The 26,196-nt window shown below is 62.4% G+C and carries 26 protein-coding genes; 7 read left to right on the forward strand and 19 right to left on the reverse strand.

What is annotated here, in order from left to right; all coding sequences use genetic code 11:
• Window positions 1-38: 38 nt before the first annotated feature.
• Entirely contained in the window at window positions 39-236 is a 198-nt protein-coding gene (locus tag HNQ60_RS20505; RefSeq protein ID WP_184334652.1) for a DUF6496 domain-containing protein, read from the reverse strand.
• A gap of 222 nt (window positions 237-458) precedes the next feature.
• On the opposite strand from HNQ60_RS20505, the gene HNQ60_RS20510 reads away from it, so the two are divergent.
• Together HNQ60_RS20510 and HNQ60_RS20515 are read left to right on the forward strand one after the other, a co-directional pair.
• Window positions 459-1,235: an acid phosphatase gene (locus HNQ60_RS20510; protein WP_184334976.1), complete on the forward strand. Its 777-nt coding sequence runs from the start codon at window positions 459-461 to the stop codon at window positions 1,233-1,235.
• An 84-nt stretch (window positions 1,236-1,319) separates the two neighbouring features.
• The gene (locus HNQ60_RS20515) at window positions 1,320-2,378 is read left to right on the forward strand and encodes a L,D-transpeptidase (protein WP_184334653.1); all 1,059 of its coding nucleotides are present in this window, start codon (window positions 1,320-1,322) and stop codon (window positions 2,376-2,378) included.
• Here the strand turns inward: HNQ60_RS20515 and HNQ60_RS20520 are convergent, their stop codons facing one another.
• The 3 genes from HNQ60_RS20520 to HNQ60_RS20530 all read right to left on the reverse strand — a co-directional run bounded on the left by HNQ60_RS20520 (window position 2,379) and on the right by HNQ60_RS20530 (window position 5,616).
• The gene (locus HNQ60_RS20520; protein ID WP_184334654.1) at window positions 2,379-3,221 is read right to left on the reverse strand and encodes a hypothetical protein; all 843 of its coding nucleotides are present in this window, start codon (window positions 3,219-3,221) and stop codon (window positions 2,379-2,381) included.
• Window positions 3,222-3,433: 212 nt separating this feature from the next.
• Entirely contained in the window at window positions 3,434-4,273 is an 840-nt protein-coding gene (locus HNQ60_RS20525) for a hypothetical protein (protein ID WP_184334655.1), read from the reverse strand.
• Between the two features lie 71 nt (window positions 4,274-4,344).
• Entirely contained in the window at window positions 4,345-5,616 is a 1,272-nt protein-coding gene (locus HNQ60_RS20530) for a Na+/H+ antiporter (protein WP_184334656.1), read from the reverse strand.
• A gap of 121 nt (window positions 5,617-5,737) precedes the next feature.
• On the opposite strand from HNQ60_RS20530, the gene HNQ60_RS20535 reads away from it, so the two are divergent.
• Window positions 5,738-6,331: a hypothetical protein gene (locus HNQ60_RS20535; RefSeq protein WP_184334657.1), complete on the forward strand. Its 594-nt coding sequence runs from the start codon at window positions 5,738-5,740 to the stop codon at window positions 6,329-6,331.
• 12 nt (window positions 6,332-6,343) lie between these two features.
• Here the strand turns inward: HNQ60_RS20535 and HNQ60_RS20540 are convergent, their stop codons facing one another.
• The 3 genes from HNQ60_RS20540 to HNQ60_RS20550 all read right to left on the reverse strand — a co-directional run bounded on the left by HNQ60_RS20540 (window position 6,344) and on the right by HNQ60_RS20550 (window position 8,493).
• The gene (locus HNQ60_RS20540; RefSeq protein WP_184334658.1) at window positions 6,344-6,727 is read right to left on the reverse strand and encodes a response regulator; all 384 of its coding nucleotides are present in this window, start codon (window positions 6,725-6,727) and stop codon (window positions 6,344-6,346) included.
• Window positions 6,728-6,865: 138 nt separating this feature from the next.
• On the reverse strand, window positions 6,866-7,531 hold the full coding sequence (locus HNQ60_RS20545) for a response regulator transcription factor (RefSeq protein WP_221304340.1): 666 nt from the start codon (window positions 7,529-7,531) through the stop codon (window positions 6,866-6,868).
• A 26-nt stretch (window positions 7,532-7,557) separates the two neighbouring features.
• Window positions 7,558-8,493: a sensor histidine kinase gene (locus HNQ60_RS20550; protein WP_184334659.1), complete on the reverse strand. Its 936-nt coding sequence runs from the start codon at window positions 8,491-8,493 to the stop codon at window positions 7,558-7,560.
• A gap of 185 nt (window positions 8,494-8,678) precedes the next feature.
• On the opposite strand from HNQ60_RS20550, the gene HNQ60_RS20555 reads away from it, so the two are divergent.
• Window positions 8,679-9,734, forward strand: coding sequence for an AraC family transcriptional regulator (locus tag HNQ60_RS20555; RefSeq protein ID WP_184334660.1), 1,056 nt, complete (start codon window positions 8,679-8,681; stop codon window positions 9,732-9,734).
• Between the two features lie 27 nt (window positions 9,735-9,761).
• On the opposite strand, the gene HNQ60_RS20560 is transcribed toward HNQ60_RS20555, so the two are convergent.
• The 6 genes from HNQ60_RS20560 to HNQ60_RS20585 all read right to left on the reverse strand — a co-directional run bounded on the left by HNQ60_RS20560 (window position 9,762) and on the right by HNQ60_RS20585 (window position 15,663).
• On the reverse strand, window positions 9,762-10,592 hold the full coding sequence (locus HNQ60_RS20560) for a porin family protein (RefSeq protein WP_184334661.1): 831 nt from the start codon (window positions 10,590-10,592) through the stop codon (window positions 9,762-9,764).
• 53 nt (window positions 10,593-10,645) lie between these two features.
• Entirely contained in the window at window positions 10,646-11,755 is a 1,110-nt protein-coding gene (locus tag HNQ60_RS20565) for a DUF1513 domain-containing protein (protein ID WP_184334662.1), read from the reverse strand.
• Window positions 11,756-11,760: 5 nt separating this feature from the next.
• On the reverse strand, window positions 11,761-13,200 hold the full coding sequence (locus tag HNQ60_RS20570) for a di-heme oxidoreductase family protein (protein WP_184334663.1): 1,440 nt from the start codon (window positions 13,198-13,200) through the stop codon (window positions 11,761-11,763).
• Window positions 13,200-14,417, reverse strand: a complete 1,218-nt coding sequence (locus tag HNQ60_RS20575) for an imelysin family protein (protein ID WP_184334664.1) — start codon at window positions 14,415-14,417, stop codon at window positions 13,200-13,202. The genes HNQ60_RS20570 and HNQ60_RS20575 overlap by 1 nt, the downstream gene beginning before the upstream one ends.
• 280 nt (window positions 14,418-14,697) lie before the next feature.
• Window positions 14,698-14,919, reverse strand: a complete 222-nt coding sequence (locus tag HNQ60_RS20580; RefSeq protein WP_184334665.1) for a hypothetical protein — start codon at window positions 14,917-14,919, stop codon at window positions 14,698-14,700.
• Window positions 14,920-15,054: 135 nt separating this feature from the next.
• Entirely contained in the window at window positions 15,055-15,663 is a 609-nt protein-coding gene (locus tag HNQ60_RS20585; protein WP_184334666.1) for a superoxide dismutase, read from the reverse strand.
• A 253-nt stretch (window positions 15,664-15,916) separates the two neighbouring features.
• Here HNQ60_RS20585 and HNQ60_RS20590 point away from each other — a divergent pair, with 253 nt between their 5' ends.
• Complete coding sequence (locus HNQ60_RS20590; protein WP_184334667.1) at window positions 15,917-16,270, forward strand: hypothetical protein; 354 nt, start codon at window positions 15,917-15,919, stop codon at window positions 16,268-16,270.
• A 292-nt stretch (window positions 16,271-16,562) separates the two neighbouring features.
• Window positions 16,563-19,220 (forward strand): TonB-dependent receptor, encoded by a 2,658-nt coding sequence (locus tag HNQ60_RS20595; protein WP_184334668.1) that lies wholly within the window; start codon window positions 16,563-16,565, stop codon window positions 19,218-19,220.
• A gap of 104 nt (window positions 19,221-19,324) precedes the next feature.
• On the opposite strand, the gene HNQ60_RS20600 is transcribed toward HNQ60_RS20595, so the two are convergent.
• On the reverse strand, window positions 19,325-19,996 hold the full coding sequence (locus tag HNQ60_RS20600; RefSeq protein WP_184334669.1) for a nitroreductase: 672 nt from the start codon (window positions 19,994-19,996) through the stop codon (window positions 19,325-19,327).
• 157 nt (window positions 19,997-20,153) lie between these two features.
• On the opposite strand from HNQ60_RS20600, the gene HNQ60_RS20605 reads away from it, so the two are divergent.
• A complete protein-coding gene (locus tag HNQ60_RS20605; protein ID WP_184334670.1) occupies window positions 20,154-21,011 on the forward strand; it encodes an alpha/beta hydrolase family protein in 858 nt (285 codons plus the stop codon).
• Between the two features lie 503 nt (window positions 21,012-21,514).
• Here the strand turns inward: HNQ60_RS20605 and HNQ60_RS20610 are convergent.
• The 5 genes from HNQ60_RS20610 to HNQ60_RS20630 all read right to left on the reverse strand — a co-directional run bounded on the left by HNQ60_RS20610 (window position 21,515) and on the right by HNQ60_RS20630 (window position 26,192).
• On the reverse strand, window positions 21,515-21,943 hold the full coding sequence (locus HNQ60_RS20610) for a VOC family protein (protein ID WP_184334671.1): 429 nt from the start codon (window positions 21,941-21,943) through the stop codon (window positions 21,515-21,517).
• A 157-nt stretch (window positions 21,944-22,100) separates the two neighbouring features.
• Window positions 22,101-22,919 (reverse strand): helix-turn-helix domain-containing protein, encoded by an 819-nt coding sequence (locus HNQ60_RS20615; protein ID WP_184334672.1) that lies wholly within the window; start codon window positions 22,917-22,919, stop codon window positions 22,101-22,103.
• Window positions 22,920-22,924: 5 nt separating this feature from the next.
• On the reverse strand, window positions 22,925-23,833 hold the full coding sequence (locus tag HNQ60_RS20620) for an Fpg/Nei family DNA glycosylase (RefSeq protein WP_184334673.1): 909 nt from the start codon (window positions 23,831-23,833) through the stop codon (window positions 22,925-22,927).
• A gap of 16 nt (window positions 23,834-23,849) precedes the next feature.
• A complete protein-coding gene (locus HNQ60_RS20625) occupies window positions 23,850-25,040 on the reverse strand; it encodes an ABC transporter permease (RefSeq protein WP_184334674.1) in 1,191 nt (396 codons plus the stop codon).
• The gene (locus HNQ60_RS20630; protein ID WP_184334675.1) at window positions 25,041-26,192 is read right to left on the reverse strand and encodes an ABC transporter permease; all 1,152 of its coding nucleotides are present in this window, start codon (window positions 26,190-26,192) and stop codon (window positions 25,041-25,043) included.
• Window positions 26,193-26,196 lie beyond the last annotated feature (4 nt).

Below are 26,196 nucleotides of genomic sequence, written 5' to 3' on the forward strand. Positions count from 1 at the left end.
GGCTCTGGCTCATCGCTCGCGGCTCATCGCTCGTCCGGCTATTTCTTCTTGCTGCTCGTCTTTCTCTTCTTCGGCACCTTGCCTCCTGCCCGTCGTGCCTCGGACAAACCGATGGCGATGGCCTGCTTGCGGCTCGTGACTTTCTTGCCCGAGCGGCCGCTGCGCAACGTGCCGCGCTTGCGTTCATGCATCGCCCGTTTCACTTTCTGCGATGCTTTTTTGCCGTAACGCGCCATGACGATACCTCGCGGTTGCGTTGAGACATGGCAGCAAGGGGCTGATGCATCGAATTGTTCCTGACGCGGAACATTCGCTTGCGCGGGCCGGAGAACAACGCATGAACGGGCGAGTGATGCGCACGTAGCACTGGATCGCGAAGGCGTTTATCGTGCGGTGCTCGCTCATCGAGGCCGGAGGCTCCAGTGGAACTGCATCGCGCGACATCGCTCGCCGCCCTGATGGCGGTGCTTCTTTCAGGCTGCGCACACCAGGTGCCCGCAACGGTGCCGGAAGTCGCCTCCGGATTTCTGAAGGGCTATCTGTCCCGCGAAACCCTTCCCAACAGCAAGTTGCTGCTTCCGCCTCCGCCCGCAAAGGATTCCGCGGCCTTTACCGCTGATGAAGCCGCCTATCGGTCCACACGCTCTCTGAAGGACACACCGCGCTGGGCGTTGGCGATCCAGGATGCGGAACTGAAATTCCCAGAGGTGACGGCTGCTTTCTCCTGTGCGGTCAATGCGCCGCTCACACCGGACGCAACACCTCGCCTGTACATGCTGCTGCGCCGATCGGCGACTGACGCGGGCCTCGCGATGAACGCAGCAAAGGACAACTACAAGCGGCCGCGGCCGTTCATGGAGTTCAACGAAACGAGCTGCACGCCGGCGGATGAGCCGTCGTTGCGCAGGAACGGATCGTATCCCTCGGGGCATACGGGGATCGGCTGGGCCTGGGCGTTGATCCTTGCGGAAGTCGCGCCCGATCGAACCGATCCGATTCTTTACCGCGGCTACACCTACGGTCAGAGTCGGGTGGTCTGCGGCGTGCATTGGCAGAGCGATGTGGAGGCGGGGCGCGTTGTGGCAGCCGGGGTCGTCGCCCGCTTGCATGCTGATCCGGTATTCGAAGCTGATCTCACCGCAGCCAAGAGGGAGATCGCCGCGGCGCGCGAAAAGCAGCTGTTGCCTACGCGAGATTGCACTGCCGAAGCGGCCGCGATGGCGATCCACAAGTGACGCCGCGCTAAGCATTTTCCGCAGCGTGCGCTGCCGCCAGTGGCGCGGCTGACAGAATGGCCGCCTGCACGAGAGGAGAGCGGCATGGGACGCATCGGGATCATCGATCGGTTCGTCCGCTGTACATCGCTGGTTGCGCTGTTGCTTGCGTCAGTCAGTGCCTTCGCCAATGTCCCTTTCTGGGGCGCGAAGCAATCGATGCCGGCGGATACGCTGATCACGCAGCTCAAGCACGGCGAATGGATCTGGCTCGGCGATGCGATCCGCACTGGTCCGATCGTCATGGTCGTGAGTCTGGACGAGCAGCGCGCCTACGTGTATCGCAATGGTGTCGCGATCGGCATCACGACGGTGAGCACCGGCAGGCCGGGTCATGAGACGCCGACTGGCGTATTCACGATTCTGCAGAAAGACAAGGATCACCGTTCCACGATCTACAACAGCGCACCGATGCCTTACATGGAGCGGCTCACGTGGGGCGGCGTCGCATTGCATGCAGGTGGCTTGCCCGGGTATCCGGAGTCGCATGGCTGCATTCATCTGCCGAGCGAGTTCGCGCGGCTCTTGTTCGAGATTACCTCGACGGGCATGACGGTCGTCATCGCCAGCGCGGCGACGCAACCGACGGAAGTCAGTCATCCGGGGTTTCTTGCGCCTGTCAGCACGAAGGGAACGCTGCTGCAGTCGCAGCCGTTGCAGCAAACGGAATCGACGCGCTGGCAGCCGGATCTATCGCCGACCGGTCCCGTCAGCGTAATACTGAGTCGCGTGAGTGGCCGCGCGATCGTCTATCGCGACGGCATCGAGATCGGGCGATCGCGGGTTGTGTTCCGGGGAAGCGAGCCGATCGGCACGCACGCGTTGATTCTCGCCGCCGGTTCGGCGACTAACCCGCGCTTCGTGCCCGATCCCGCCACCGAGCATTGGTTGCGCGTCGGAATCGCAGGCCGCACGGATGAAGCGAGCACGGAGCCCGATGCGGTCAATGCGAGTCGCATCGAGATTCCCAATGATTTCCTGAGTGCCGTCTATGGTGTTCTGGAAATCGGATCGACGGTGCTGGTGACCGACGAGGCGATCACGCCGGCAACGACCGGAACGAAGCTCGACGTCGTGAACGCTGATCCGCCAGAAGCGCTTTGACTAGAACGTCGCCCGCAGATAGAGCTGCCCGCCCTCATACCGCCAGTCCAGCTTGCCCTGGAAGTCGTCGCCATCGTCGATGTCGACGTCGGTCTGAAAGAGGTTGTACGAGAGACCGACACCGACGTGCCTGGAGAACTGCCAGAGAATCCCCGCCTGGTAGTCCTGGATGACGCCGTCGTACTCCTCGTACTTCATCTCGAAGTACTGCGCGTGCGCCTGCAGGTGGAAATTGCCGGCGAAGTTCCAGTGGCCGCGCAGGCCGATCACGGGCAGCGGCGCGTCGGTCTGAACATCTTCGCTCGCCGTCTCGGTGAGCGTCGTTTCGGGAACGAGTACGCTGCCCGTCAGCTGCGTCTTGAACGCCACATTGTGGACGCCGATCGATGCACCGAGCTCGTACTTGTCGCGCCTGAGGAAATCGTATTCGTACGCGAGCTCGAAGATCTGCCATTGCAGCCGGGCGTCGATCTCCACACCGATCGGGAACGTGACGTCGCCGAAGTCGATCTGTCTCGACGCCGTCGCCGACGATGAGCGATCGCTGTCGAAGTACATGAGCCGCAGTTTGTGCTTCGGGAAGAATCGCCACGCGCCTTCGAGCCGGAAGACCTTGTCCTCGGTCATGTTGAAGAGCTCTTCGATCTTGATCGGATCGCCCAGGATCCGGCCCACATCGACGCCGTCGATGCGATCGGCGCGGATCCGCGTCTGCGAATCCATGAAGTAGTAGCCGAGATCGAGCGTGAAGCGGTCGTTCAGCGGACCGCCTTCATCGGCCGCCGAGGCGATGGAGCTGACGAGCAGGATCGCCAGGCCAAGGAACTTTGGGCACGCCGGCATGCAACCTCCCTCGCTGCATTCTTATGCGTATATTTTGTCCCTGAGTCGTGCAGATGAACGCAGGGTGTCTGTGGCCGAGTATGCAATATCCGGCCGTTCTGAAGTACCTGCTTTTAGGGGCGGTCGCCATGCCCCCTTATGTAGCAAGCGGGGGCGGCAGAGGAGGCATGGATCCCCGCTTTCGCGGGGATGACGCAGAGCCTGCGTCACTTTCAGAATGTCGCTCTGAGGTAGACCTGGCCGCCTTCGTACGTCCAGTCGAGCTTGCCCTGGAAATCGTCGCCGTCGTCGATGTCCACGTCGGTCTGAAAGAGGTTGTAGGAGACGCCGACGCCGATGTGCCGCGAGAACTGCCACAGAACACCGAACTGGTAGTCCTGGATGCTGCCGTCATAGCCTTCGTACTTGAGCTGAAAGTACTGCGCGTGTCCCTGCAGGTAGAAGTCGCCGGCGAAGTTCCAGTGGCCGCGCAGCCCGATCACCGGCAGCGGTGCATCGGCCCTTACGTCTTCCGTTGTCGTCTCGGTCAGCGTCGTTCCGGGGATGAACACGCTGCCCGTCAGTTCCGTCTTGAATCCCACGTTGTGAATACCGAACGATGCGCCGAGCTCGTACGTTTCGCGCTTGAGGAAATCGTACTCGTACGCGAGCTCGATGATCTGCCACTGCAGCCGCGCGTCGATCTCCACGCCGATGGGAAAGACCACGTCGCCGAAACTGAGCTCGGTCGAGGCGGTCGCAGTGGAGGAGCGGTCGCTGTCGAAATACATGAGTCGAAGCTTGTGGCGGGGAAAGAATCGCCACGCGCCTTCGAGCCGGAACACGTCGTCGTCGCTCATGTTGAACAGCTCTTCGATCTTGATCGGATCACCGAGGATCGGCTGGACGTTGACGCCGCTGATGCTGTCGGCGCGGACCTGCGTGTCCGACTGCATGAAGTAGTAGCCGAGGTCGATGGTGAAGCGGTCGTTGAGCGGACCGCGCTCGGAAGCGCCGGCACCGGTCGATGCGAGGAGCAGGGCCAGAATCAGGAATCTGACGAACGCGGGCATGAAACCTCCCCTGTCTGCATTGGTGGATACGTGCTCCGCCCGGCCGGCGAACGTTGTGCAATGCCGGGCCATCACTCTCGTGATCTCGACGACAGCCCCAGCGCGCGAATCAGCGGGGGCAGCGTGAGTCCCTGTCCGACGAGCGTGACGAGAATGACTGTGAACGTCATCACGATGATGATGTTGCGACCGGGGAAGGGTTCGCCGTTGTCGAGCGTGTGCGGCAACGCAATCGCCGCAGCGAGCGCAACGACTCCCCGCATGCCCGACCAGCCGATCACGAGCGTGCTGCGCCATGACGGCAGCGTCTCGGGTTGCCGCAGGGCGTGGCGCTGAATGACATAAACGAGCCACGCGCCGGGATAGACCCAGACGATGCGCAGGACGATCAGCGCGACTGCGAACAATGCGGCGACGAACCACAGGCGTTCGCGATCCGCCTGCGCGATCGAATCCAGGATCCATGGCAGTTGCAGGCCGATGAGCACGAAGGCGACGCCGTTTAAGATGAAAGCGAGCGTCTCCCACACCGCTGTGTGCGTGATCCGCGCGGTTGCGTTGAAGTGAGCGCTGTCGCGATTGCCGAGATAGACGCCGCACGTCACCGTGGCGAGGACGCCGGAAGCCTGCAGGTTCTCGGCGGCAAGGTAGGCGAGATAGGGTGCCGCGATGCTGAGCGAGATTGCGATCGACGGTTCATCGATCCGGCGCAGGAGCAGATGCAGGACGCGGCCCAGCACGATGCCGATCAGGATTGCGGCTCCGACGAGGTACACGAGCTTCCAGCTGGCCTCGAAAACACCAGGCATCTGTCCGGACACGATGAGCCCGAGCGCGATGTTCAGCGCGAGCAGTCCGGTCGCATCGTTGATCAGGCTTTCGCCTTCGATGATGTCAACGGCGCGCTTCGGCAGCCTGAGCCTTCTCGCGATCGATGTTGCCGCGAGCGCATCTGTCGTCGAGACAACGGCGCCCAGTACGAGACCCATCCGCCAGTCGAAGCCGGGCAGGATCAGGTGGCCTATCGCGGCACCGCCGATAACCGTCAGTCCCACGAGCCCGAATGCCAGCAGGCAGATGCTCAGCATGTTGGCCCGCATCCGCGCCCATGAAGTCGCATAGGCGGCGGCGAACAGCAGCGGTGGCAGCAGGACCAGGAACACGAGATCCGGATCGAGCACGACCGGCGGAACGAGCGGGAAGAAACCGAGCACCAGGCCGCCCAGGACCAGCAGTATCGGATACGGAATGCGCAGACGTCGTGCGAGCGCGGAGAGCCCGATCACGAGGAGCAGCAGCAACAGAGCCACGAGTTCGATGCTGAGAATGGACTCGTTGGGCATGGACTCGACGCTACCTGTGCTCGCGCTGCCCGGCAACTGCGGGCTGATGGGTACGTGGGCGTGCCCCTTGAACATCTCGCCGCGCTTGGCCAGTCTTGGGCAACCTCGACGAGGGTCTGTGATGGCGAACGAACTGGGCGATCCGCATACGCTCTTTTTTCATGTCCGCATGGTCATGGGCATGGTGATCGGCCTGGCCCTCGCGCACTTGCTGCGAGGCGTGGCCCGCGTGATCGAACATCCGGGCGACCGCGCGCTCTACTGGGTGCATCTGCTCTGGGTGTTCTTCATGTTCATGTACCTGGTGCACTTCTGGTGGTGGGAGCTGTGGTTCTCGACCCAGACGCACTGGACCTTCGGTATCTATTTCTTTCTCGTGCTCTATTCGCTGCTGCTGTATCTGCTGGCGGCGCTGGTCTTCCCCGAGCATCTCACCGACTACTCGAGCTATCGCGATTATTTCTACTCGCGCCGCGTGTGGATCTTCGGCGTGCTTGCGCTAGTGTTCGTCGTCGACTTTCCGGATACGTGGCTCAAGGGGAAGGAGTATGTCGAGCGCCTCGGGCCCGAGTATCCGATCCGGAACATGGGGTTCATCGTGCTGAGCATCGCTGCGATGGCCACGCGCAATGCCACCTTTCACGCGGTCTTCGCCGTTGCCGCGATCGTCTACCAGCTCAGCTGGATCGTGCGGCTCTACGATGTGCTGGGTTGAAGAGCGCCGCCCTCACGACTTCGCGCTGGATTCCGTGACGATGCGCTTCACCGCATCGACGAGAAGCCTGCCCGGGAAGGGCTTCGTGAGGTACTCCGCCGCGCCGATCGATTGGGCCTGCCGACGGCTCGATGCGTTGTCGTGCGCGGTGACGATGATCACCGGAGGCAGTGGTCCGGCGAGCGACAGGCGATGGAGGAATTCGTAGCCCGTCATGTCGGCCAGGTGCACATCCACGACGAGACAGGCCGTCTTCCGCGCGGATTGATCCGCAAGCGCGGCTGTCGCCGTGTCGAATCCCACCGCTTCGAATCCCGCCGCCTGCAAGAGTCGCAGCACGGCCTGATTCAAACCCGGGTCGTCTTCGACGATCACGATTCTGCCCCGGTCGGCCATCGCATCTCCGCCAAGAAACGCCCGCTTTCCTATGAAGATCGAACGCACGGCGGCATTGCCGTGGGTTGCAAGCGTGACAGGGAGAGACCCGAGGCTGTATCAGTAAATGGGGAGTATCCGGTTGCCCGTCAGGGCGTGTCACGCCACCTCATCCGCGATGAGTGTCTCCGCCGGGGCGATCCCCAGGACCCTCGCGATGCGGACCAGGTCGGCGAGTGACGCGGCCCGCAGCTTGGTCATCATCCGTGCCCGATGCGTCTTGATCGTGCGTTCGCACGTGTCGAGTTCGACGGCGAGCTGCTTGTTCAAGGCGCCGGCGATGACGCCGAGGAAGACCGACTGTTCCCGCGAGGTCAGGCTCTCGTAGCGTTCGCGCAGTTCACGGACTTCCTGTCGTGCGTTGCGGCGTTCCCGATCGAGGTCGATCGCGCGTTTGACGCGGTCCAGCAATGTGTCGGTCCGCACCGGTTTGGTGAGGAAGTCGACAGCGCCCGATTTCATTGCATGGACGCTGGTCTGCACGTCCGTGCAGCCGGTAACGAAGATCACGGGCGGTGCGGATTCCCTCAGGCTCAGCGCATCCATGAGTTCGATACCGCTTGGGCCCGGCATGCTCACGTCGAGAACGACACAACCCGGAGAGCTGGCTGCATCCGACAGCAGGAACTCGCCTGCGCAGCGATAGCCGATGGCATGAAGTCCGGAAGCGTTCAGGACGCGTGTCAGTCCGGTCCGGAAGCTGTCGTCGTCATCGACGACGTGAACCTTGAATCCCCGTTCCATTGTCGTCATCGCCATGGTCATGATGCCTTCCTTCGATCGAAGCCTGTCTAAGCGGCCATCGGAATCGTGAACGTGAATGCTGCACCGCGTGCGCCGTTGCTCTGTGCCCAGATGTTGCCGCCGTGTGTCTGCACGATCGCCCGCGCAATCGACAGTCCCAGCCCCATGCCCTGCGGCTTCGTCGTATAGAAAGAGTCGAACAGCCGGGACAGCTCGCTCGCTTTCACGCCGGCCCCGCTGTCGATCACTGAGACTTCGATCGAGCGGGTGTCGCGCCGGCGGGTTGCGATCTCGAGGCGTCGATCGTCCGCGGGAACTTCGCTCATCGAGTCCATCGCGTTGACGATGAGATTGAGCAGTACTTGCTGCAGATGCACCGGATCGCCCTGCACGTGAGGCAGATCGCCGTCGAGCTTCGTCGTCACCGCGATACCGCGTCGCGCCGCATCCGCCTTGATGAGCAACAGCGCGGTCCGGGCAATCTCGTTCAGATCGACAGACTCCATCTGCACTTCGCGCTTCGTCAGCAGCTTGCGAAGGTTCCTGACGATCTCGTGCGCGCGCAGGTCGTCGCGGCGGATGTCGTCCAGGATCTGTCGAATTTCGTCGAGCGGCGGCGGTGTTGCACTGAGCAGAATCTCCGCCGCGTCGGCATTGCTCAGGATTGCGCTCAGCGGTTGGTTCACTTCATGCGCGATCGAAGCGGTGATCTCGCCCACCAGCACGAGTCTCGCTGCGTGCGCGACTTCGGACTGCTGTCGCTTCGTGTCGTCCTGGGCTTGTCGCTGCCGGTGGTTCTGCACCATCAGCACGACGATCAATGCAGTCTGCACGATGAGCAGTCCGACGATGCCGGTGAGCAGCGCGCCATCGCTGGAGAGAAAGCGATCGACGAGCGACGCATGCGCGTGTGCAGTGGGCACGACCGCGATTGCAACGAACAACGCTGCAGTCGGCGCAGAGAATGCCTCTCGATGATGCATGTGTACCCGCAATGGCGTCCCGCTCACACGATCACAAACACAAGTGTTTTTATGATTCTTGTGCAGTGCTCAATCTAGTCGCGCGGTTGCGAGCGCATCTGTGATGATTCGGCAACAAATGCGTATCGTCATACGTACAAACTGTCTGTAGTGTGCGCGACCTGGCCCCAAAGGGAATAGCGCTTATGGGAAGGCACGCATACGCGGATTTCGATGAGTTCGCCGATGCCATCGATGGGCTTGCAGGACGGTTTGTACCTACGGCACGTTCGAACGGCGAATGGTGGATCGACAAGATGGCGCTGCGCGGCCATCACCTGCAGTACCTGCAGGTCGGCGGCGCGACAACATTCGCAGGCGACGGAACACCAGGAACGGTCACGCTCGGCATACCCATGACCGATCCGGCGGCGTTGCGCTCCGACGGGCAGCCGCTCGCCGACAACACGTTCAACCTGATCATCCAGAATCAGCCGTTCACGTGTTCGAGCCGGTCGCTGAGCCGCTGGGCCGCGGTGGCCGTGCAACAGGACAAGCTCGCGAAACGCGAGGCGTTCCTCGACAGCCCGACGCCGGGCGGTGCGCGAACACAGACGGACAAATCGCTGCTGGACAACGTGCGCTCGCTGATCCTGAGGATCTGGAGCGACGACCAGGCGGTCAAAATCGTCGACCCTGCGGCGCAGGCTGCCGTGGAAGACGAGATGATGCATGCGGTGACGAATGTGTTGCAGGCGAGCAATCGCGCGAACGACCGTCATATCGGCCGGCCGCAGGTGTCGCGTACCCGGGTGATCGCTCATTGCCTCGAACTGATCGACGCGAGCGAAGGACAACCGCTGTTCATCGACGATCTCTGCAACGCGACCCAGGTCAGCGAACGGACGCTGCGGAATATCTTCCAGGAGTATTTCGGCGTCGGGCCGATGCGCCTGCTGAAGGTGCGGCAACTGCGTGAGATTCGCAGTGCCTTGCTGCGCGGGGATCCGGTCGCCGATACAGTGACCAAGATCGCGGCACGATTCGGCGTGTGGGACTTCAGCCTGTTCGCCCGTAACTATCGGGCGCTGTACGGCGAGGCTCCTTCGCAGACGCTGCGCAAGCCGCGCGATCGGGGTATCGCAGTGCGCGAGGATGAAAGATTGACTCCGACCTGGATCGCGTTCGCAGCGCGCCAGTTCGCGCTGCAGCAGCCGATGCAGGCTTCGGACGGGTCGCCGATGCGGATGGCGGAGAGCTGACCCGTCTGATCGAAACGATCAGAGCGATCAGAGGCTCGCGCGGGCGAAGAGCAGCGGGCCGTCCATATCGAGCTTGACGAGGCCCGGGTCGTTCTCGTCGCGGGAATCGATATCGATCGAGAACGTGCGGTAGCCGAGCCCGAACACCAGGTACGGGTTCATGCGCCACGTGACGGCGAGCCGTGCATCCAGAATGGAGCCGTCGACCTCTTCCACATCCGCCGTCAGGTACTGAACGCGCACCTCAGTCGACCAGTGCGGCGTGAAATCGTAACGGCCTTCGATGCCGATCATCGGCAACGGCGCAACGCCGTTCTCCGCTTCCCGGATGACGCGGCTGCGAACGACTGCGTTCACGTCCACGCTCGCGACCTGAATGCCGAACGTGGCGGCCAGCTCGGCGCGGTCGCGAACGATGAAGCGGTAACCATACGTGAGACCGAACATCGTCAGGTCCATCTGGCTATCGACGCGCTCACCGGGCTCGTAGACTTCATCGTCCCAGAAGATTTCTTCCTCGAGGATCTTCGAGGCGGAGCGTCGCGTCGAGAAGCCGCTCAGGCGCAGCAGGTGATGCTTGCCCGGCAGCAGTGTGATCTCGGCTTGCGGCATCAGATCGGAATCGTCGAGACCCAGATCGTCTTCGGCATCGAGCAGTGTGCCCGGCAGCGTGAGCGACTGGTCGACACGCAGCTTCGTGTCGATGCTGGCGCCGAGCAGGTTCACTTCGACGCGGAAGCGATCCTCGATGACGTTCGGCTTCGGTTCGGGGGAATAAGAAGGCGTCTGCGCCGAGGCCATGCCCGCCGCGAGCAGGGTCAGTGTCGGCCACCAGCGAATGTTCGAAAGCCTCGTCACGATGCTCTGTCTCCCATATGTACCGGGAGCCAGAACGACGTTTGCAGGCTCCGCTATACCGCCACCCAATGATCGTCCCAGCGAATGGGTCTTTCATCGTTCACGTGCAGAAAGTGTGAACGCAGTGGCGTTTTGTCGATCTCGAAGGCCTGGCCGTCGCGTTGCGACGCGATGATCGTCCCGTCGGCAAGTCGCGACACCCCGTAGCTTTCACCCGCGGGGACGAACCCTGCGTAGCGATGATCCGGTGAAGCGCTCCAGCAGGCGACGCCGTTGTCGTAGGGACAGGCGGCGGCGATCAGTCCTTCACGTTCGCTGATCGTGACACTCGCGACGTAAGCGCGAAAGTGTCTGCGCTCATCGACAGGGGGCGGCAGGAGATGAAGACCGGCGCCGGGACGATACGCGGCAACGATGCCCGGTGCGTTCGCAGGCTCGCCTTCGTACTGCAAGCCCACCGCGGTGACGCCGTCCTGGCCAACGGCCAGGTGCCTAATGCTCAGCAGATGATCGGGCAGGCGCCATTGCTCGGCGCAAGTGCCATCGCGGCTGTCGATCACGCACAGCGACGGGTCCATCGTCGGAATGTTGAGTTTGCGACGGAACGTGCGCGGGTGAGTCATGATTCCGCCGTTCGCGACGAGCATCGATCGACCATCGGGAAGCCATGCGATCTCGTGTGGATCGATGCCGCGTGTGTCGATCTCATCGATGATGCGAAAGTCACGCGAATCGCGAACGGCGACGACACCGCGCTCGCGCGCGTAGTCGTGCTCCGGCGTATAGAGCAGCGAGCCGTCGCGGGAGAAGAGACCATGTCCCGCAAGGTGCCGACCTTCAGGGGTCTCGAAGATCGTCCGGACCTGCATCGAATCGCGTCGCAGCTCGAACGCGACCGTTCCCGGCCGCCGCGCAAAGAAAAGCACTCGATCAGGATCGTGAGGATCGATTGCACAGCCGTGAGCGCGCGCCGGCACCTTTGCGCCGAAGACGCGCAAGTCATCGAGCGACACTCCACCGACGTACTGATCGCCGCGTGCGTCCTCGAACGCCGAGAGCAGCGTTCCGTGTGGGGACCGATCCCGCAGCTTGAACGCGACGCCTGCCGCAACGCCACCGAGGGCGATCGTGGTTCCGATGAGAAAGCGGCGTCGGGTCGTCATGTCAGTCACAGTGAATCGATGAAGGCGAGCAGCGCCGCGCGATCCGATTTCGACAACGTGCGGTAGGCCTCTTTCGCCTTCTCGGCTTCACCTCCGTGCCAGAGGATGGCTTCGCTGACATCGCGCGCGCGACCGTCATGCAGCAGGCGGGTGTGGCCGTTCACGATCTTCTGCAGACCGATGCCCCAGAGCGGCGCGGTTCGCCATTCGCTGCCGCTCGCATCGAAGTCAGCGCGACCGTCAGCGAGACCCGGTCCCATGTCATGGAGCAGCAGATCGGTGAAGGGATGGAGGGTCTGGCGACTCAACCACGGCCTCTCGGGCTGGTCGCCCGTCGTGAACGCAGCGCGATGACAGGACTCGCAACCGGCATCGAGGAACAGACGCGCGCCGCGCTTCACTTCCGGTGCATCGAGATGACGGCGTGCCGGCACGGCCAGCATCTGCTGATAGTCGACGATGTGCTGGAAGATTTCGTCACTGATTTCCGGCGAGCCGCCCGTCGGGGCGGCGAGGCAGGCCGTCTGCACGCTGGTGCAGATCTGGTCAGGACGCAGCGAAGTGCTCATCCCGATCTCCGAAGAGAACGCACCTGCTGTCTGATGGGCGATGTCGGGCTGATTCAGCTTCCAGCCGAGCCGGCCGATGACGAGTTTCTTCAGCCGATGATCCCAGACGCGATTCGGCTTTCCGGAGATTCCGTCGCCGTTCGAGTCTTCCAGGTCGGCGCGTTCCAGGATCGTACTCTCGGGAATCGCTTCGAGCAGGCCCATGCCGAAGGCGCTCGGCGCAACACGGGGCGAGAACTGGTTGTCGTGAGCAAGTTCGCCGTACGCAAGCTCTTCGAACGTGTACTCCGGCGCGAGGAGCGTGTAGGACTCACCGTCGCCGAACTGTCCCTGTATTTCGCGATGCGTGATGCGCACCGTGCCTTCGGCGTCGACGCCTCCGATGGCGAACGGATTCAGATTCCCGCCGTAACGCGGATCGCTGCCCGGCTCATTGTTATCGCCGGGGACAGGTGTTGCGAACTGAATCACGAGCGAGACGAGGCGCTCGCCGTCGCGTTCCGGCGGCCGGCCACGGCCATCGTTGTTGTGGCAGGCATCGCAGCTGCGCGCATTGAACAGCGGCCCGAGTCCATCGCGTGCGCCCGCCGAAGCCGGCGCGACGACCCAGGGACTATTGAAGAACGCATTGCCGATGAAGAACTTCGCGCGGCGCTGAACGTCGAGATTCGCCGCTGGTTGCGCGTACGCCTTGTGAGTAGCGTTCTGCACCGTCGTCGCGCCTCCGGACGTCGCCTGTAGCAACTGTGTTGTCTCGTCGTTGCGCCCGCAGCCAGCAATCGATAGCAGGAGTACAGACCAGCAGACACCCAGGTGCGGCCAGACTCTCGCTCCCGCCAACCGCCAACCGCTAACCGCCAACCGCTTCTCCTTCATCAATCGCCAAGCCCTTCGAGGTCAGACAAGAACACCTGCAACGACTGGGCTGCACGGCCTATGGAAAGAGCTTCAGCGCGCAGCGAATCGATCGCTGCCTGCACGCGCTGCTGTCCTTCCTTGTTGTCAGGCTGGATTTCACGATCGAAAGGATCCTTGATGGCGGCGAGGGCTTCGCGGGTGCGGTCGAGTCGTTCGGTCATTTCATCCGCGACGCGTGCGTCTGCCTTCTTCACGAAGTCGGCGAGACTCGGGCCACTGACGGTTTCGCCATTGGGACGCTTGTAGCTTCCCGTGTAGACGATCTCGATGCCGGCGCCGTTGTTGCGCAGATCGGCGGCGGTCGTGTCGCTGAAGCATGATTGTTCTTCTTCCTGGTCGCCCGAGAGCAGCGGAACGTTCATGCGCTCGCCCGCCATCTCGATCTCGGCAAGCGCTGCAATGCCGGTGAGCATCCGCTTCAATCCTGTGTAGACGTCGCCCGCAACGAACTTGGCGCGATAGTTCGGCGTAGCGCCCGGCTGCGGGCTCCAGGCTGCGACGAGTTTTTCGAGGTCGCTGATCAGTAGCGTGGTCGTCGCCTTCAAATATTGGCCGCGGCGCGCAGCAGCATCCGTCGCCGGGTCGCCCTTGGCGACGAAGTCCGTATACGAACGCTGCCCCGCGCTGGTCGGCGGATCGTTGCGATCCTGTCCCCACAACAGGAACTCGATCGCATGCCAGCCGCTGGCGATGTTCTTCTCGCCCCCGGCTTCGTTCTGTGCGGCGACGAGCTCAGGCGTGATCTCCGGGAACGCCTTCGCATCGCCGATGATGTTGAGGCCGGGTGCTGCGTTGTACGTGTCGGTCTGAACGGCGTCGATGTGATTCTCATCGAGCGGCCATCCGTTCATCTGCGGCTCGGGGCCGCCTTCCGCATCGACCGGTCCGCCGTAGAAGCGGAAGGCCTCGGAGTGGCTGTAGGGAACGCGTGCCTCGCGCCAGCGCTCACGCGCAGCAGCGAGTGCTTCTTCGCTCGGATTCGCGAGTAGTTGATCGACGGCAGTATCGAGTGCGCGCGTTGCTGCAAGCGTGTCTTCGTACGTTGCGTGAACGATGCTGGCGTAGTTCTCGAGCACCGGACGACGCGGATCATCGGGTGGCGTGCGCGAGCAGCCGGCGCACATATATATGAGCGCGAGCAGGGCGACCGAGGCACTTCGGATCGAATAGGACATGTCACATCCGGGGCTGACGGGTGATCGTTTTGAAGTTGCGGGTCCGGGCGATGGCTGAGGACGCGCGCAGCTCGTCTTTGCGTCAGAGCGCGGATGACTCATCGTCGGCGTCTGGCGCGACGAATTCTATTCGCAATCGAGAATGACTCGCAATTGGGCAGAGCAGGAGTTTCACACGGAGGTCACGGAGATCACGGAGTTCAGACGGAAGGACCCTGCGTGCATGTCCTGCCTTTCCGGGGCTCCGTGGACTCCGTGTGAAACCTCTTGGGTTTCGGGTTCAGTGCCTGACGAAAGGCACGACGGTCGCGGAGGCCCGGCCCGGATAGGCGATGTCGTCGAACAATCGCAGCGTCTGGCGACGATGCAGGATTTCCCGGAGCTCGGCGCCAGCGACCCCGAGTTGCTCGGCCGCCTTGTCGATCGGCAGGCCTTCGCAGACGATCAGGCTGACTGCCGACCAGTAGAGCGCCGCTTCCGTGCGTGTATCGTGCTTATGCATGTAGGCACCGGAGCTTTCGGCCACGGATGGCAGCATGGTGCTGCGCGCGCGTGCCCGGAGGCAGTCACAGTTATACGTACGCAGATACGTGAAGTTGAGGTGAACCCGTGCGGGTTCTCTCGACGCTTACAGCGCTTATTTGTCGCTCTCCACGAGGCGCTTGCTCACGAACTGCCAGTTCGCGAGGTTCTCGACCACGGCCTTGGCGAACTTCGCGCGTTCCTGCTGATAGTCGAGGTAGTACGCGTGTTCCCACACATCGCAGGTCCAGAGCGCATGGCTGCCTGACGTCAGCGGATTGTCGGCGTCGTGCGTCGTAACGATGTCGAGTCTCCCATCGCTGACGACCAGCCAGGCCCAGCCGCTGCCGAACTGATTCACGGCAGCGTCCACGAACTTGTCGCGGAAGTTCTCGAGCGAGGAGAACGATGCTTCGATGCGCTTCAGCACCGGCTCGGGCGGCGTGCCTCCGCCGTTGGCTGCCAGCGAGTCCCAGAAGAAATCGTGATTCCAGGTCTGGGCCGCGTTGTTGAAGATCTTCTTGTCCCTGCCTTCGGCGCCCGCGGTGGCCCGGATGATCGATTCGAGATCCTTGTTCTCGTGCTGCGTGCCCGCGATCAGTTCGTTCAGCTTCTTCACGTACGCCGCGTGATGCTTGCCATGGTGATGTTCGAGGGTCTGCGCGGACATCGTCGGACCCAGCGAATCCTTGGCAAAGGGGAGGGGTTTCAGGGTGAAGGCCATGGCGGGGTCCTCCTACGCGGACATGAGCGGCGTGCTATGGATCTAACGCGAAGGGGGTGTGGGGGTTCCGGAGGGCCCAACCGGCGGATTCGTGAATTTGCACCGCATACAAGCGGCGCCCGCGGACCAAATCGTGCGTTGAGTCGAACTTTTCAGCGGCAAAACCGGGTCCGGCGATGCGCGAATGCGCCGGACAGACTATATTTCCGCCATACGGTTGACTCGTCCCTTCAAGAAGTTCGGGCAGCCGTCGATGAAACCGCGCACTTTGTGGGGCAGGGGGGAGACGATGACCTTGACCAGAACGGTCTTGATCACAGCCATTGCAGTGGCCTGGGCTGCATTGGGCGCGCCGTCGTCCCGCGCGGCTGACGAGGCGCCCGCCGCTTTCGTGGCGCTCAAGTTCGAGGGCGCCTGCGACGGTCAGAACAATCGCCTCTGGCTCACCAATACCCATACCTTCAAGACCATCGCCGTGAAAGTGCGCTGGCGTGCCGCCGGTGGCAAAGATCTCGAAGACCAGTTCTTCCCTCAGCCGAATTCGGTGCGCGAGATCGGCTGCGCTGCAGAAGCGGAAATCCTCGAAGCCGGTTTTGCCGATTTCTGATCGGATTGTCCGACAGAAAGCCTCACCTATTGACCTGTCCCCGGGCGTCCTGCCCGCGTTCGTGAGTTGCACGCATCTGGATTGATGCGGATTGCAGCCGGTTGAGACCTCAACCGACGCTGCATACATCCATTGGACTACACGTCAAATGTTTGGACTGCGCATCCAAAGTGACATACTCGTGCTATCGCGGGGCGCCTGGTCACCCGCGTGTCAGCCGCCCGACACGAGTGCGTGCTGGATGAGCTGATTGATTCGTCTCCGCAAGCAAATCAGAAGAAGGAGTACGCGAATGAATCTGGGGGTCATCAAGTCGCGGCGTGCGCGCGTTCTGGCGCTCGCTGTCGCTTCCACACTGGCAGTCACACAAGCCCAAGCGCAGGAACCACCGAAGAGAACCGAGCTGATCGACATCGTGATCGTGACGGCTCAGAAGAAGGAAGAGAATCTGATCGATGTGCCCATCGCCGTTTCCGCATTCAATGCCGAAGCGCTGCAGAGAAAGCAGATCGACCAGGCGACGGATCTGCAGCTGAACATTCCCAACGTTTCGTACACCAAGACGAACTTCACGGGATCGAACTTCCAGATTCGCGGTATCGGTGTGTCCTCGGTCGGCGGCAGTTCCGACTCAGGCGTCGAAACGCACTTCAATTCCGTGCCGATCAAGAGCCCGCGTCTGTTCGAGACGGAATACTTCGACATCGAACGCGTCGAAGTGCTGCGTGGTCCGCAAGGCACGCTGTACGGACGCAACGCCACCGGCGGCGCCGTCAACGTGCTGCCGAAGCGGCCGCAGATCGGCGACTTCGGCGGCGACTTTGAAGTCGGCGCCGGCAACTACGGCGAAATCAAAGGCAAGGGCGCGCTGAACGTGCCGATGGGCGAGATCATGTCCCTGCGCCTCGCCGGCCTCTATTACCAGCGCGACGGATACACGGACAACATCTTCACCGGCAACGACATCGACGGTCGCGATCAATGGGCGGCGCGCGCGGGCTTCCGCATCAAGCCTTCCGACGATACCGACATCAACCTCACGGTGAATCACTACAAGGAAGACTCGTCGCGCATGCGCGCGGGCAAGCAGTTGTGCCATCGCGATCCGACCGGTGCTTATGGTTGCTTGCCGGATCGGCTCGCGTTCGAGGCGGGCAATCTCCGTGGCACGCTCGGCGGAACCCTCGGTGAATTGCTGCCCATCGTGGCAGGCGCGGGAGCAGTGGCGCTGATCGCTCCGGGAACCGACATGAACGCGGGCGCTGTCGTGCCCGATGACTATCGCAAGGTCAGTGCCGAATTCGATCCGACTTACGAGGCAGATGAGACGATCGCGACGCTGGAGTTCTTCCATGACTTCGGTTCGCTCACGCTGACCTCGGTCACTGGCTACCAGGAAACGACGCTGGTCAGCCGCGCCGACTACAACTGGGTTGCAGGCACCCGGAACTACGACGGTGGCGGCATGCCGATCCTGTTCGGCGGCAGCATTCCGCTGAGCCAGATCGACCTCAATGATCTCTCCGGCTCGCTCGGCGGCAATACCATCGGCCGCTTCACGGCGTCGACGGGCTATGACCAGTCGGATCAGAAGGCGGATCAGTGGTCGCAGGAATTCCGGATCGCGTCCGAGTTCGATGGCCCGCTCAACTTCCAGCTCGGCGTGTTCTACTTTGAAGCCGACGACGACACGAACTACAGCATCGCGACGACGGAACTCGACTACGCAGCCGGCTTCCTCGGTTCGCAGCCACCGATCTACAACAACGCAACACCGCTTGCCGGCCTGAAATCGACGGCAGTGTTCGGCGAGCTGTACTGGGACATGACCGAGTCGTGGCGCTGGACCGCTGGTCTGCGCTACACGAAGGACGACAAGGAAATCCGTGACCGGCAGCTGCTACTGAGCGTCGACATCGGTGAGCCGTTGCCGCCCTTCCGCGAAGACGAAACCACGTTCGAAGAGTTCACCGGCCGCTTCGGCTTCGACTGGAAGCCAGGCTGGTTCGACGACTCGACGATCTATGCCTTCTACTCGCGCGGCTACAAGGCAGGCGGTTTCAACCCGCCGCTCGATCGCACCAACCCGGCCTTCACCGGAACGCCGGAAGTGTACGAGCCCGAGTTCGTGGATTCGTTCGAGATCGGTTCGAAGAATCTCTTCGCCAACGGACGCGTCCAGGCGAACTTCGGTGCGTTCTACTACGACTACCAGGGACTGCAGGTCTCGAAGATCGTGGCGCGCACGTCGGTGAACGAGAACGTCGATGCAACGATCTACGGTTTCGAAGGCGAGTTCGTCTTCCAGCCGGTCGAAGATCTGCAGTTCGACCTGAACGTCTCGTATCTCAACACGAGCATCAACGACTTCTCGAGCATCAACCCGCGCGATCCGAGCAACGGCGATCCGAATTTCACGGTCGTGAAGGACGTGTCGACGGCGGCGAACTACGTGATTCCGACGGCATTGATTCCGACGGCACGCGGTGCGGGATGCTTGTTGCCGGCACAGCTCGGCGGACCGTTCGGCCTGGGTGCGCTGGTGCCTGCCTGCGCTCCGTTCTTCCAGGACGGTGTCGCGCAGGATCTCGATGGCAATCAGTTGCCCTACTCGCCGGAGTGGTCCGCGAAGATCGGCCTCCAGTACAGCTTCAACTTCGGCAACGGCATGAGCCTGACGCCGCGGGTGGACTACTACTGGCGCGACGATTTCTATGCACGGATCTTCAATCGTCCGATCGATCAGATCGAATCCTGGGATGTGCTGAACGCCCAGATCGATCTGAGTTCCGCAGACGATTCATGGTACGTGCGCGCCTACGTCAACAATGCCATGGATGACGACAACATCACGGGCATGTACGTGACCGACGCGTCGTCCGGTCTGTTCACGAATGTGTTCGCACTGGAACCGATGACCTACGGTCTGGCCGTGGGCTTCCGGTTCTGAAGAAACCGGATGAAGAACTCCACGGGGTACACGGGGCGCACGGGGTAGGAAAAAAACTCTCTGACCCCGTGTTTCCCCGTGAGCCCCGTGGAAAGTCTTGCTCTTCAAAATCCCCGCAACGTCGCGAACTCCTCCAGAGGCGCCCGATCGGTTCGCAATGAATTGATCGGCGCGCTCTCATCGCGATAGCCGAGCGCCATGCCGCAGAAGAGCATGTGGTCGGCCGGCAGCGTCAGGTACTCGGCCACTGATTTGTGCCACACCGCCCAGGCTTCCTGGGCACATGTGTGCAATCCCTGTTCTCGCGCGAGCAGCATGATGTTCTGCATGAACATCCCGACGTCCGCCCATTGGTCCTGACCCATGCGGCGATCGACCGAGAAGAACAAGGCGACGGGCGCGCCGAAGAATTCATAGTTGCGGGCGAACTGCATCAACCGCTGCATCTTGTTGTCCCGCGCGATACCGATCGTCGCGTACATATCCTCGCCGCACTTGAATCGACGCGAGCGATAGGGTTCGTGGAGGTTCGGCGGGTACACGTCGTACTCGCTGCCTTCGCCCATCGGCTGCGTCGGCAGCTTGCGCTGGATGATTCCGGCGAATTCTCGCAGCGGCTCGCCCGTCAGAACGTGCACCAGCCACGGTTGCAGGTTGCCTCCAGAGGGCGCGCGTTTCGCTGTTTCCAGGATCTGCACAACGGTTTCGCGCGGGATCGGTGTATCGAGGAACGCGCGGCAACTCATGCGGGTCTCGATGGCGGTCGTCACATTCATGGTGTGTAGTTTTTCGAAGAGAGACGAATGACGCGCATGATGCGCCAGGAGCGACTTGCCCGTCACGTGGGCCGTACTTTCGTCAGTTGCTGTCCCCGACGCGGTGCGCCTACATTTCCTGCTCCACTTGCCAGGTCCCGATCATCAGGTGTCGATCATGCCTTCCACGGAACACACGCTTGCTGTCGGAGAGGGTGCGCGCTGCGTCGTGCGCGTATTCGAGTCGTCATCGACATCGCCGCCCAGGGGAACAGTGGTCATTCCGTCGGCCATGGGTGTCGCGCAGAGCTACTACGGCCGTTTCGCGGAGTGGCTTTCGACACAGGGCTATTGCGCGATCACGTTCGATTACCGGGGGATTGGCCGTTCGGCGCCATCCAGTCTGCGTGGATTCGAGGCGACGATCTTCGACTGGGCCCGCGATTGCGATGCTGTCATCGAATTCGCGAAACAGCGCTGGCCCGAGCTGCCGCTCTTCTGGGTTGGGCACAGCCTGGGTGGACAGTTGCTGGGTCTTCTCGCGAACCGCGCACGGATCGAGCGCGTCATGACAGTCGCAACCGGCAACGGCTACTGGCTCGAGAACAGTTGGCCCACGCGCAGATTCGTGTGGTGGATGTGGTACGTCGCCGTGCCCGTCGCAACTCGACTGGTCGGCTACTTTCCAGGCAAGCGGTTGCGCAAAGTCGGCGATCTGCCGCGCGGCGTGATCGAGCAATGGCGACGGTGGTGCCTCGATCGCGAGTACGTCGTCGGCGTCGAGGGCGAGAACGTCAGGGCAAGTTACTCGTCGGTCGAGATGCCGATGGTCTGCGTTTCCTTCACCGACGACGAGATGATGTCGGAGCAAAGCGTCCGTTCGCTTCACCGTCTCTACAGTCATGCACCCATCGAGTATCGACGCATCGCGCCTCGCGACATCGGCGTCCGTCGCATCGGTCACTTCGGTTTCTTCAGGCCGCAGTTCGAGCAGACGCTCTGGACGATGGTACCGAGGTGGCTGGAAGCGCAATGAGCTGTGAGCCAGAAACACCTTTCGGTTCTGGCTCATTGCTCATCGCTCGCTGCTCGCCGCTGTCTGGAAAATCAGCGGCCACTTGCGTGGCCGCCCGTCACGATTCCGTCCTCCTGCGAGAGGCGTATCGCTTGTTAGTCGAGTGCGGGGCGGGTGGGTTTAAAAAGAAGCGTGCGTAACATTCGTGGTGTTACGCACGCCCTGCATCCGAGATGGCTCAGGGGGATAGTCAACCACCGTCGTAAGCATGTTTAAAGCATCACCGGAGAAACCACCCCGGAGGGTGTTGGTCTTAGTAATGCACGAGGTGTGCCAGCCGCGTGAGGCGCGCCAAGTGGCGTGTTTTCGAGGTTTCTGACGCAGAACGACTGTGTACATGCACTCGCGATGTGCAGGTTCGACGATACCGCGCTCCATTGACGATCAATATTGATCATCCGATGAATTGCGTCCACCGCCGCGCTCAGGGAATGCCTGAAGTCGGCAGCGAGCCGTGATCGTTCTCAAACCGCCTTCCACGGATCGTAGCTGCCGAAGGTCCACACGTGACCTTCGAGATCGGCGCACGTGAAGCTGCGCCCACCGTAGTCCTCGTCTTTGATCGCGATGAGGATGCGCGCGCCGGCTGCAGTTGCGCGGCGGTGAATCTCGTCGGGATCGTTCGTGACGACACAGATGCTCTGTGTCACTCGCCCTTCGATCTCATCAGGCTGTCTCAGCAAGCGGCCGTAAGCGGAGTCGCGCACGCTGCCGAGCATGATCATCCCGTTCCCGAACTTGAGCTCGCAATGCGCGATGCCGCCCTCGTTGTCCGGATAGACGGCGTGCTTCTCGAAACCGAAGTTCTTGCAGAGCCATTCGATCGCGGCCGGCGCATTCCGGTAGGTCAGGCACGGCGTAACGGTGGCGACTGTCGATGCGGCGAGTGACATGGCGATTCTCCGGGTGCGGGGACGATGCCGGCAGGCTAGAACACCAGGCGGTGTGTGGGATTGGAAAAATGCGAAATCGCGAGAAGGTCCCTGTCATTCCCGCGAAGGCGGGAATCCATCCGGATGGACTCCCGCTTTCACGGGAGTGACGAGATCCTCACCCCACCGCCACATGGTTCGTTCCACCCGTCCGCCGTGCCTGCAATTGCTCAGGCGTGTAACCGGAAATCTCCCGGCAATCGCGGATCAGGTGCGATTGATCGAAGTAGCCGCACCGCGCCGCGAGGTCGCTCCAGTCCGCGTCGGTGCTGAAAAACTGCAACGCACGCTCGAACCGTTTCACCCGGGCGTACAGTTTCGGCGTGAGGCCGGTCTCGATTGCGAACAGCCGGGTAATTCGCCGGCCGCTGAGTCCCGCGCGTTTGCTCACGGACGCAATCGAGCGATCCGGGCGATGAGTCAGTTGTGCGATCACGAAGTCGATGTCGGCACGTCGCTGCAAAGGTCTCAGTGCCCTGCGCAACAACTCTGCTTCGACCACTTTCAGGCGCGAGTGCGGCGTTGCAGCTGCGAGCACGCGCTCGCGCAGCGTCGATCCATGAGTGCCCCACACATCGCACAGTCCCGAGTGAGTGTTGCTGAGCTCGTCCGCCGCAGGATCGAAGAAGGGCATCATGCCGCCAGGCAGGAAGGTCACGCCCAGGACCGCACGCTGCTCGCGCGTGTCGATCACCGTGTAACGGGAGCAGGCACCGACGATCACCGCGCCGGGATGGACGGCGACGATGCTGTCGTCAGGCCCGCTGTAACTGCGGATCTCGTCTTCCGCGAGATTGATCACGAGGCTCGCGCCGCCGGTCGGCATCAGGCGATCCTTGGCATGCGAAGGCGGCGTGCCTTCCCAGTACCACAGGCGCTCGACGAAGCGGTCGAGCGGCGGTGCGGGTCGATAACTGCAATGAAGATCCGGTTGCATGAGCGTCACGGAAGGTCGTTGCGTTTCTGGTTCTCCAGCGCTTCGATGGTGCGCGGCCAATCGTCTTTCAGCAGCCGCGACAGCGCCCGATCGGCGAGCAGCTTGCCGCCTGTCTGGCAGCGCGGGCAATAGTTGGTTTCATTGTCGGCGTAACGAATACGCTGGACCGCGGTGCCGCACACGGGGCAGGGCTTGCCGTAACGTCCGTGCACGGCCATGGAGTCGTGGAATGCAGTGACACGCTCCGGGAATGCGCTGCCCGCTTCGCCGCGCAGTGCGTCGGTCCAATGCCGTAACGTCTCGCGCGTCGCCTCGAACAGGGTTTGCCACTGCGCGTCGTCGAGCTGCCGCGTCTGCGCCATCGGCGACAGCCGGGCGCGATGCAGGATTTCATCCGAGTACGCGTTACCGATGCCGCTCAGGATCGTCGGGTCCGTGAGAGCCCGCTTCAGCGTGTGATTTACGCGCGCGAGGCGCTCGCGAAACTGGGCGAGTGTCGCTTCCAGCACTTCCAGCCCGCCGCGATCGTGAGTCGCCAACGCAGCTTCGCCTGTAACGACATGTAACGCCGCACGACGCTTCGTACCTGCTTCCGTCAGCGTGAGCGAGCCATTCCCGAATTCGAGCAGCAGCAAGGGCGCCCGCATCTTGCCGCGATGATCGCTCGCATACCAATGCAGCCGGCCAGCGATCATGAGGTGGATCACGAGCCACAGGTCACCTTCGAGCCCGATCGCGATGCGCTTGCCGAGCCGGCGCAGCGCCACCACCTTGCGGCCTTCGCACGCAGAGAGCGGAGGATCGACCGATCTCAGCAGGAACGGGTTCTTGAGAACGGCGCGCTTCAGTGTCTGCCCGACGATGCGCGCCTGCAGCGCTTCCAGATAGACGGTGATGTCGGGAAGTTCGGGCATGGGCGAGCCCGGAGCGTCAGAGCTCTCTGAGTCCGGTCGTGATCGGCAGCTTTGCTGCCCGCAGGCTGGGAAGCAATCCGCCGATGAGGCCGAGCGCGAGTGCATAGATCAGCGCCTGGATCAGCAGCGCCGGCGTCACTGTGAACGCGAACGTGATCTGACTGAACGTCGCGAAGTTCATGGTCGACGCCTGCATGCCGTTGAACGAGAAGTACGAGATCAGCATGCCAGCGACGCCGCCGATGAGGCCAAGGAACAGCGACTCGACCAGTACGGACACCACGACAGGACCCGATCCGAACCCGAGCGCGCGCAGTGTCGCGATCTCGCGCGTACGCGATGCGACTGCCGAGTACATCGTATTCAAAGCGGCGAAGACGGCGCCCAGGCCCATCAGGACTGCGATTGCGGTACCGAGCGTGCGAACCAGAGCCGTCAACGTTCGTGACTGGTCCTCGTAGAACTGCTTTTCCGTGAAGACCTTGAGATTCAATCGCGGGTCTGAAGTGAGCGCGTCCTTGAACCCTTGCAGTGCGTCCGCGCTCGTCAGCTTGACGCGCATGGACTGGTACGAAGCGCCGCGGTTGTACGCGCCCTGAAGTGCCGCGACGTCAGTCCAGATCTCCGATTCGGCGACGCTGCCGCGATCCGCGAAAACGCCCGTGACCGTCCATTCGGTCGTGCCCCAGCGCAGCTTGCTGCCGACGGTGAGACCCGCGAACTGTTTGACGGCGCCGCGTCCGACGATCACCTCGAATTTGCCGGGCGTGAACATGGTGCCTTCGACGATGCGGAAATCCTGCCGCAGTTTGCTCGAATTGGGCGACGCGCCACGCAGCGGCACATTCGCGCCGGTGCCCGTGGCCTGAAGCGGCACGTCGACGACGACGTACAGTTCAGGAGCCGCGATGGCGCCGTCCGCGTCGCGAGCGACATTGGGAGCGTCGGCGATCAGCCGGCTCTGTTCGAGCGAAAGATTGCTGCCCATCTCGTCGGTCGCGCCGCCGCGCAGGACGATGGCAACGTCCGCGGCGCCGGATTGGTCGAGCACGGCGCGGAAGCCTTCGCCGATGGAGAGCACCCCGATCAGTACGGTCACGACGCCCGCGATGCCGACCAGCGCGACGACGGACGAAGTCAGACGTTCGCGCAGATTGCTCAGGTTGAGCGCGGTCACGGCCGCGATTTGTGAGGCGACGCCAGACATTTATGCCTTCCTCAGTGCATCGACGATCTTGAGTTGCCAGGCTTGCGCGCAGGGCAGGGCGCCGGCGAGCGTGCCGAGCCCGACTGCGACCAGCGCACCGATGACATAGGTATCCGACGGCATGCCCAGCGTCGGGAAGAACTGCTGCATCGCCTTGGCGAGCCCGGTGGCGGCCAGCGCAGCGATAGCGAGTCCGATGACCGCACCCAGCAACGTGATCAGCAGCGCTTCGGCCAGGACCATTGCCGTCACCTGGAAGCTGGAGAAGCCCAGTGTCTTCATCACGGCGAGCTCGTTCGTCCGTTCGCGAACCGATTGACCCATCGTGTTGGCGATCACGAGCAGCATGGTGAAGAACACCGCGGAGGCGACCGCGGTCACGATCGCGCCGATGTTGCCCATCTGATTGGCGAAGCCCTGCACGAAGGCTTTCTCGGTGGATGTCTTCGTCTCCGTGGAAGAATTCGCGAAGAGCGCATCGACCGTGCGTGCGATCTCAGCGGACCGGTTCGTGTCGTTGATGCGCATGACGATCCAGCCGATCTGGTCGCGGCCGAATGCGCGCGACTCGTTCAGATAGTCGTACTGGAAATAGACGCTGTTGTTGTCGCCGTTCGTCGCATCGAAGATGCCGACGATCTTGAGATCCCAGACATTGCCGCCATCGGCCTTGGTGTAGATGTTGGAGCGCAGCGGGATCGTGTCGCCGAGCTTCCAGCCGAACCGCTCGGCGATGATTTTGCCGACGATGGCGCCCGTACGATCAGCACGCCACGCGGCGCGCTGCTCCTCCGGCAGCGGGTACTCGGGGTACACCTCGAAGAAGAGGTTCGGGTCCGCCGTCATGGCGACGACCTGGTTGCGGTCTTCCTGGTAGACACCGCCGAACCAGTCGTGCGACATCGCGACGCGCACGCCTTCGACACCGCGCACCCGATTCAGATAACTCTGCGGCAGCGACTGGATCAGCGAGACCTTGTGGATGGTGACCAGTCGATCGACGCCCGCGAGATCGGCGCCGCCGGTCAGCGCGGCCCGCATGGTCTGGAGGATGCCGAAGAGCAGGAAGGCCACCACGATCGACGCCAGCGTCAGCCAGGTTCGCAGGCGCTTGCGTTGCAGGTTCGCCCACAGGAGGTGGAGAAATTTCATATGA

This window comes from Povalibacter uvarum, from assembly GCF_014202975.1.
Classification (GTDB): domain Bacteria; phylum Pseudomonadota; class Gammaproteobacteria; order Steroidobacterales; family Steroidobacteraceae; genus Steroidobacter; species Steroidobacter uvarum.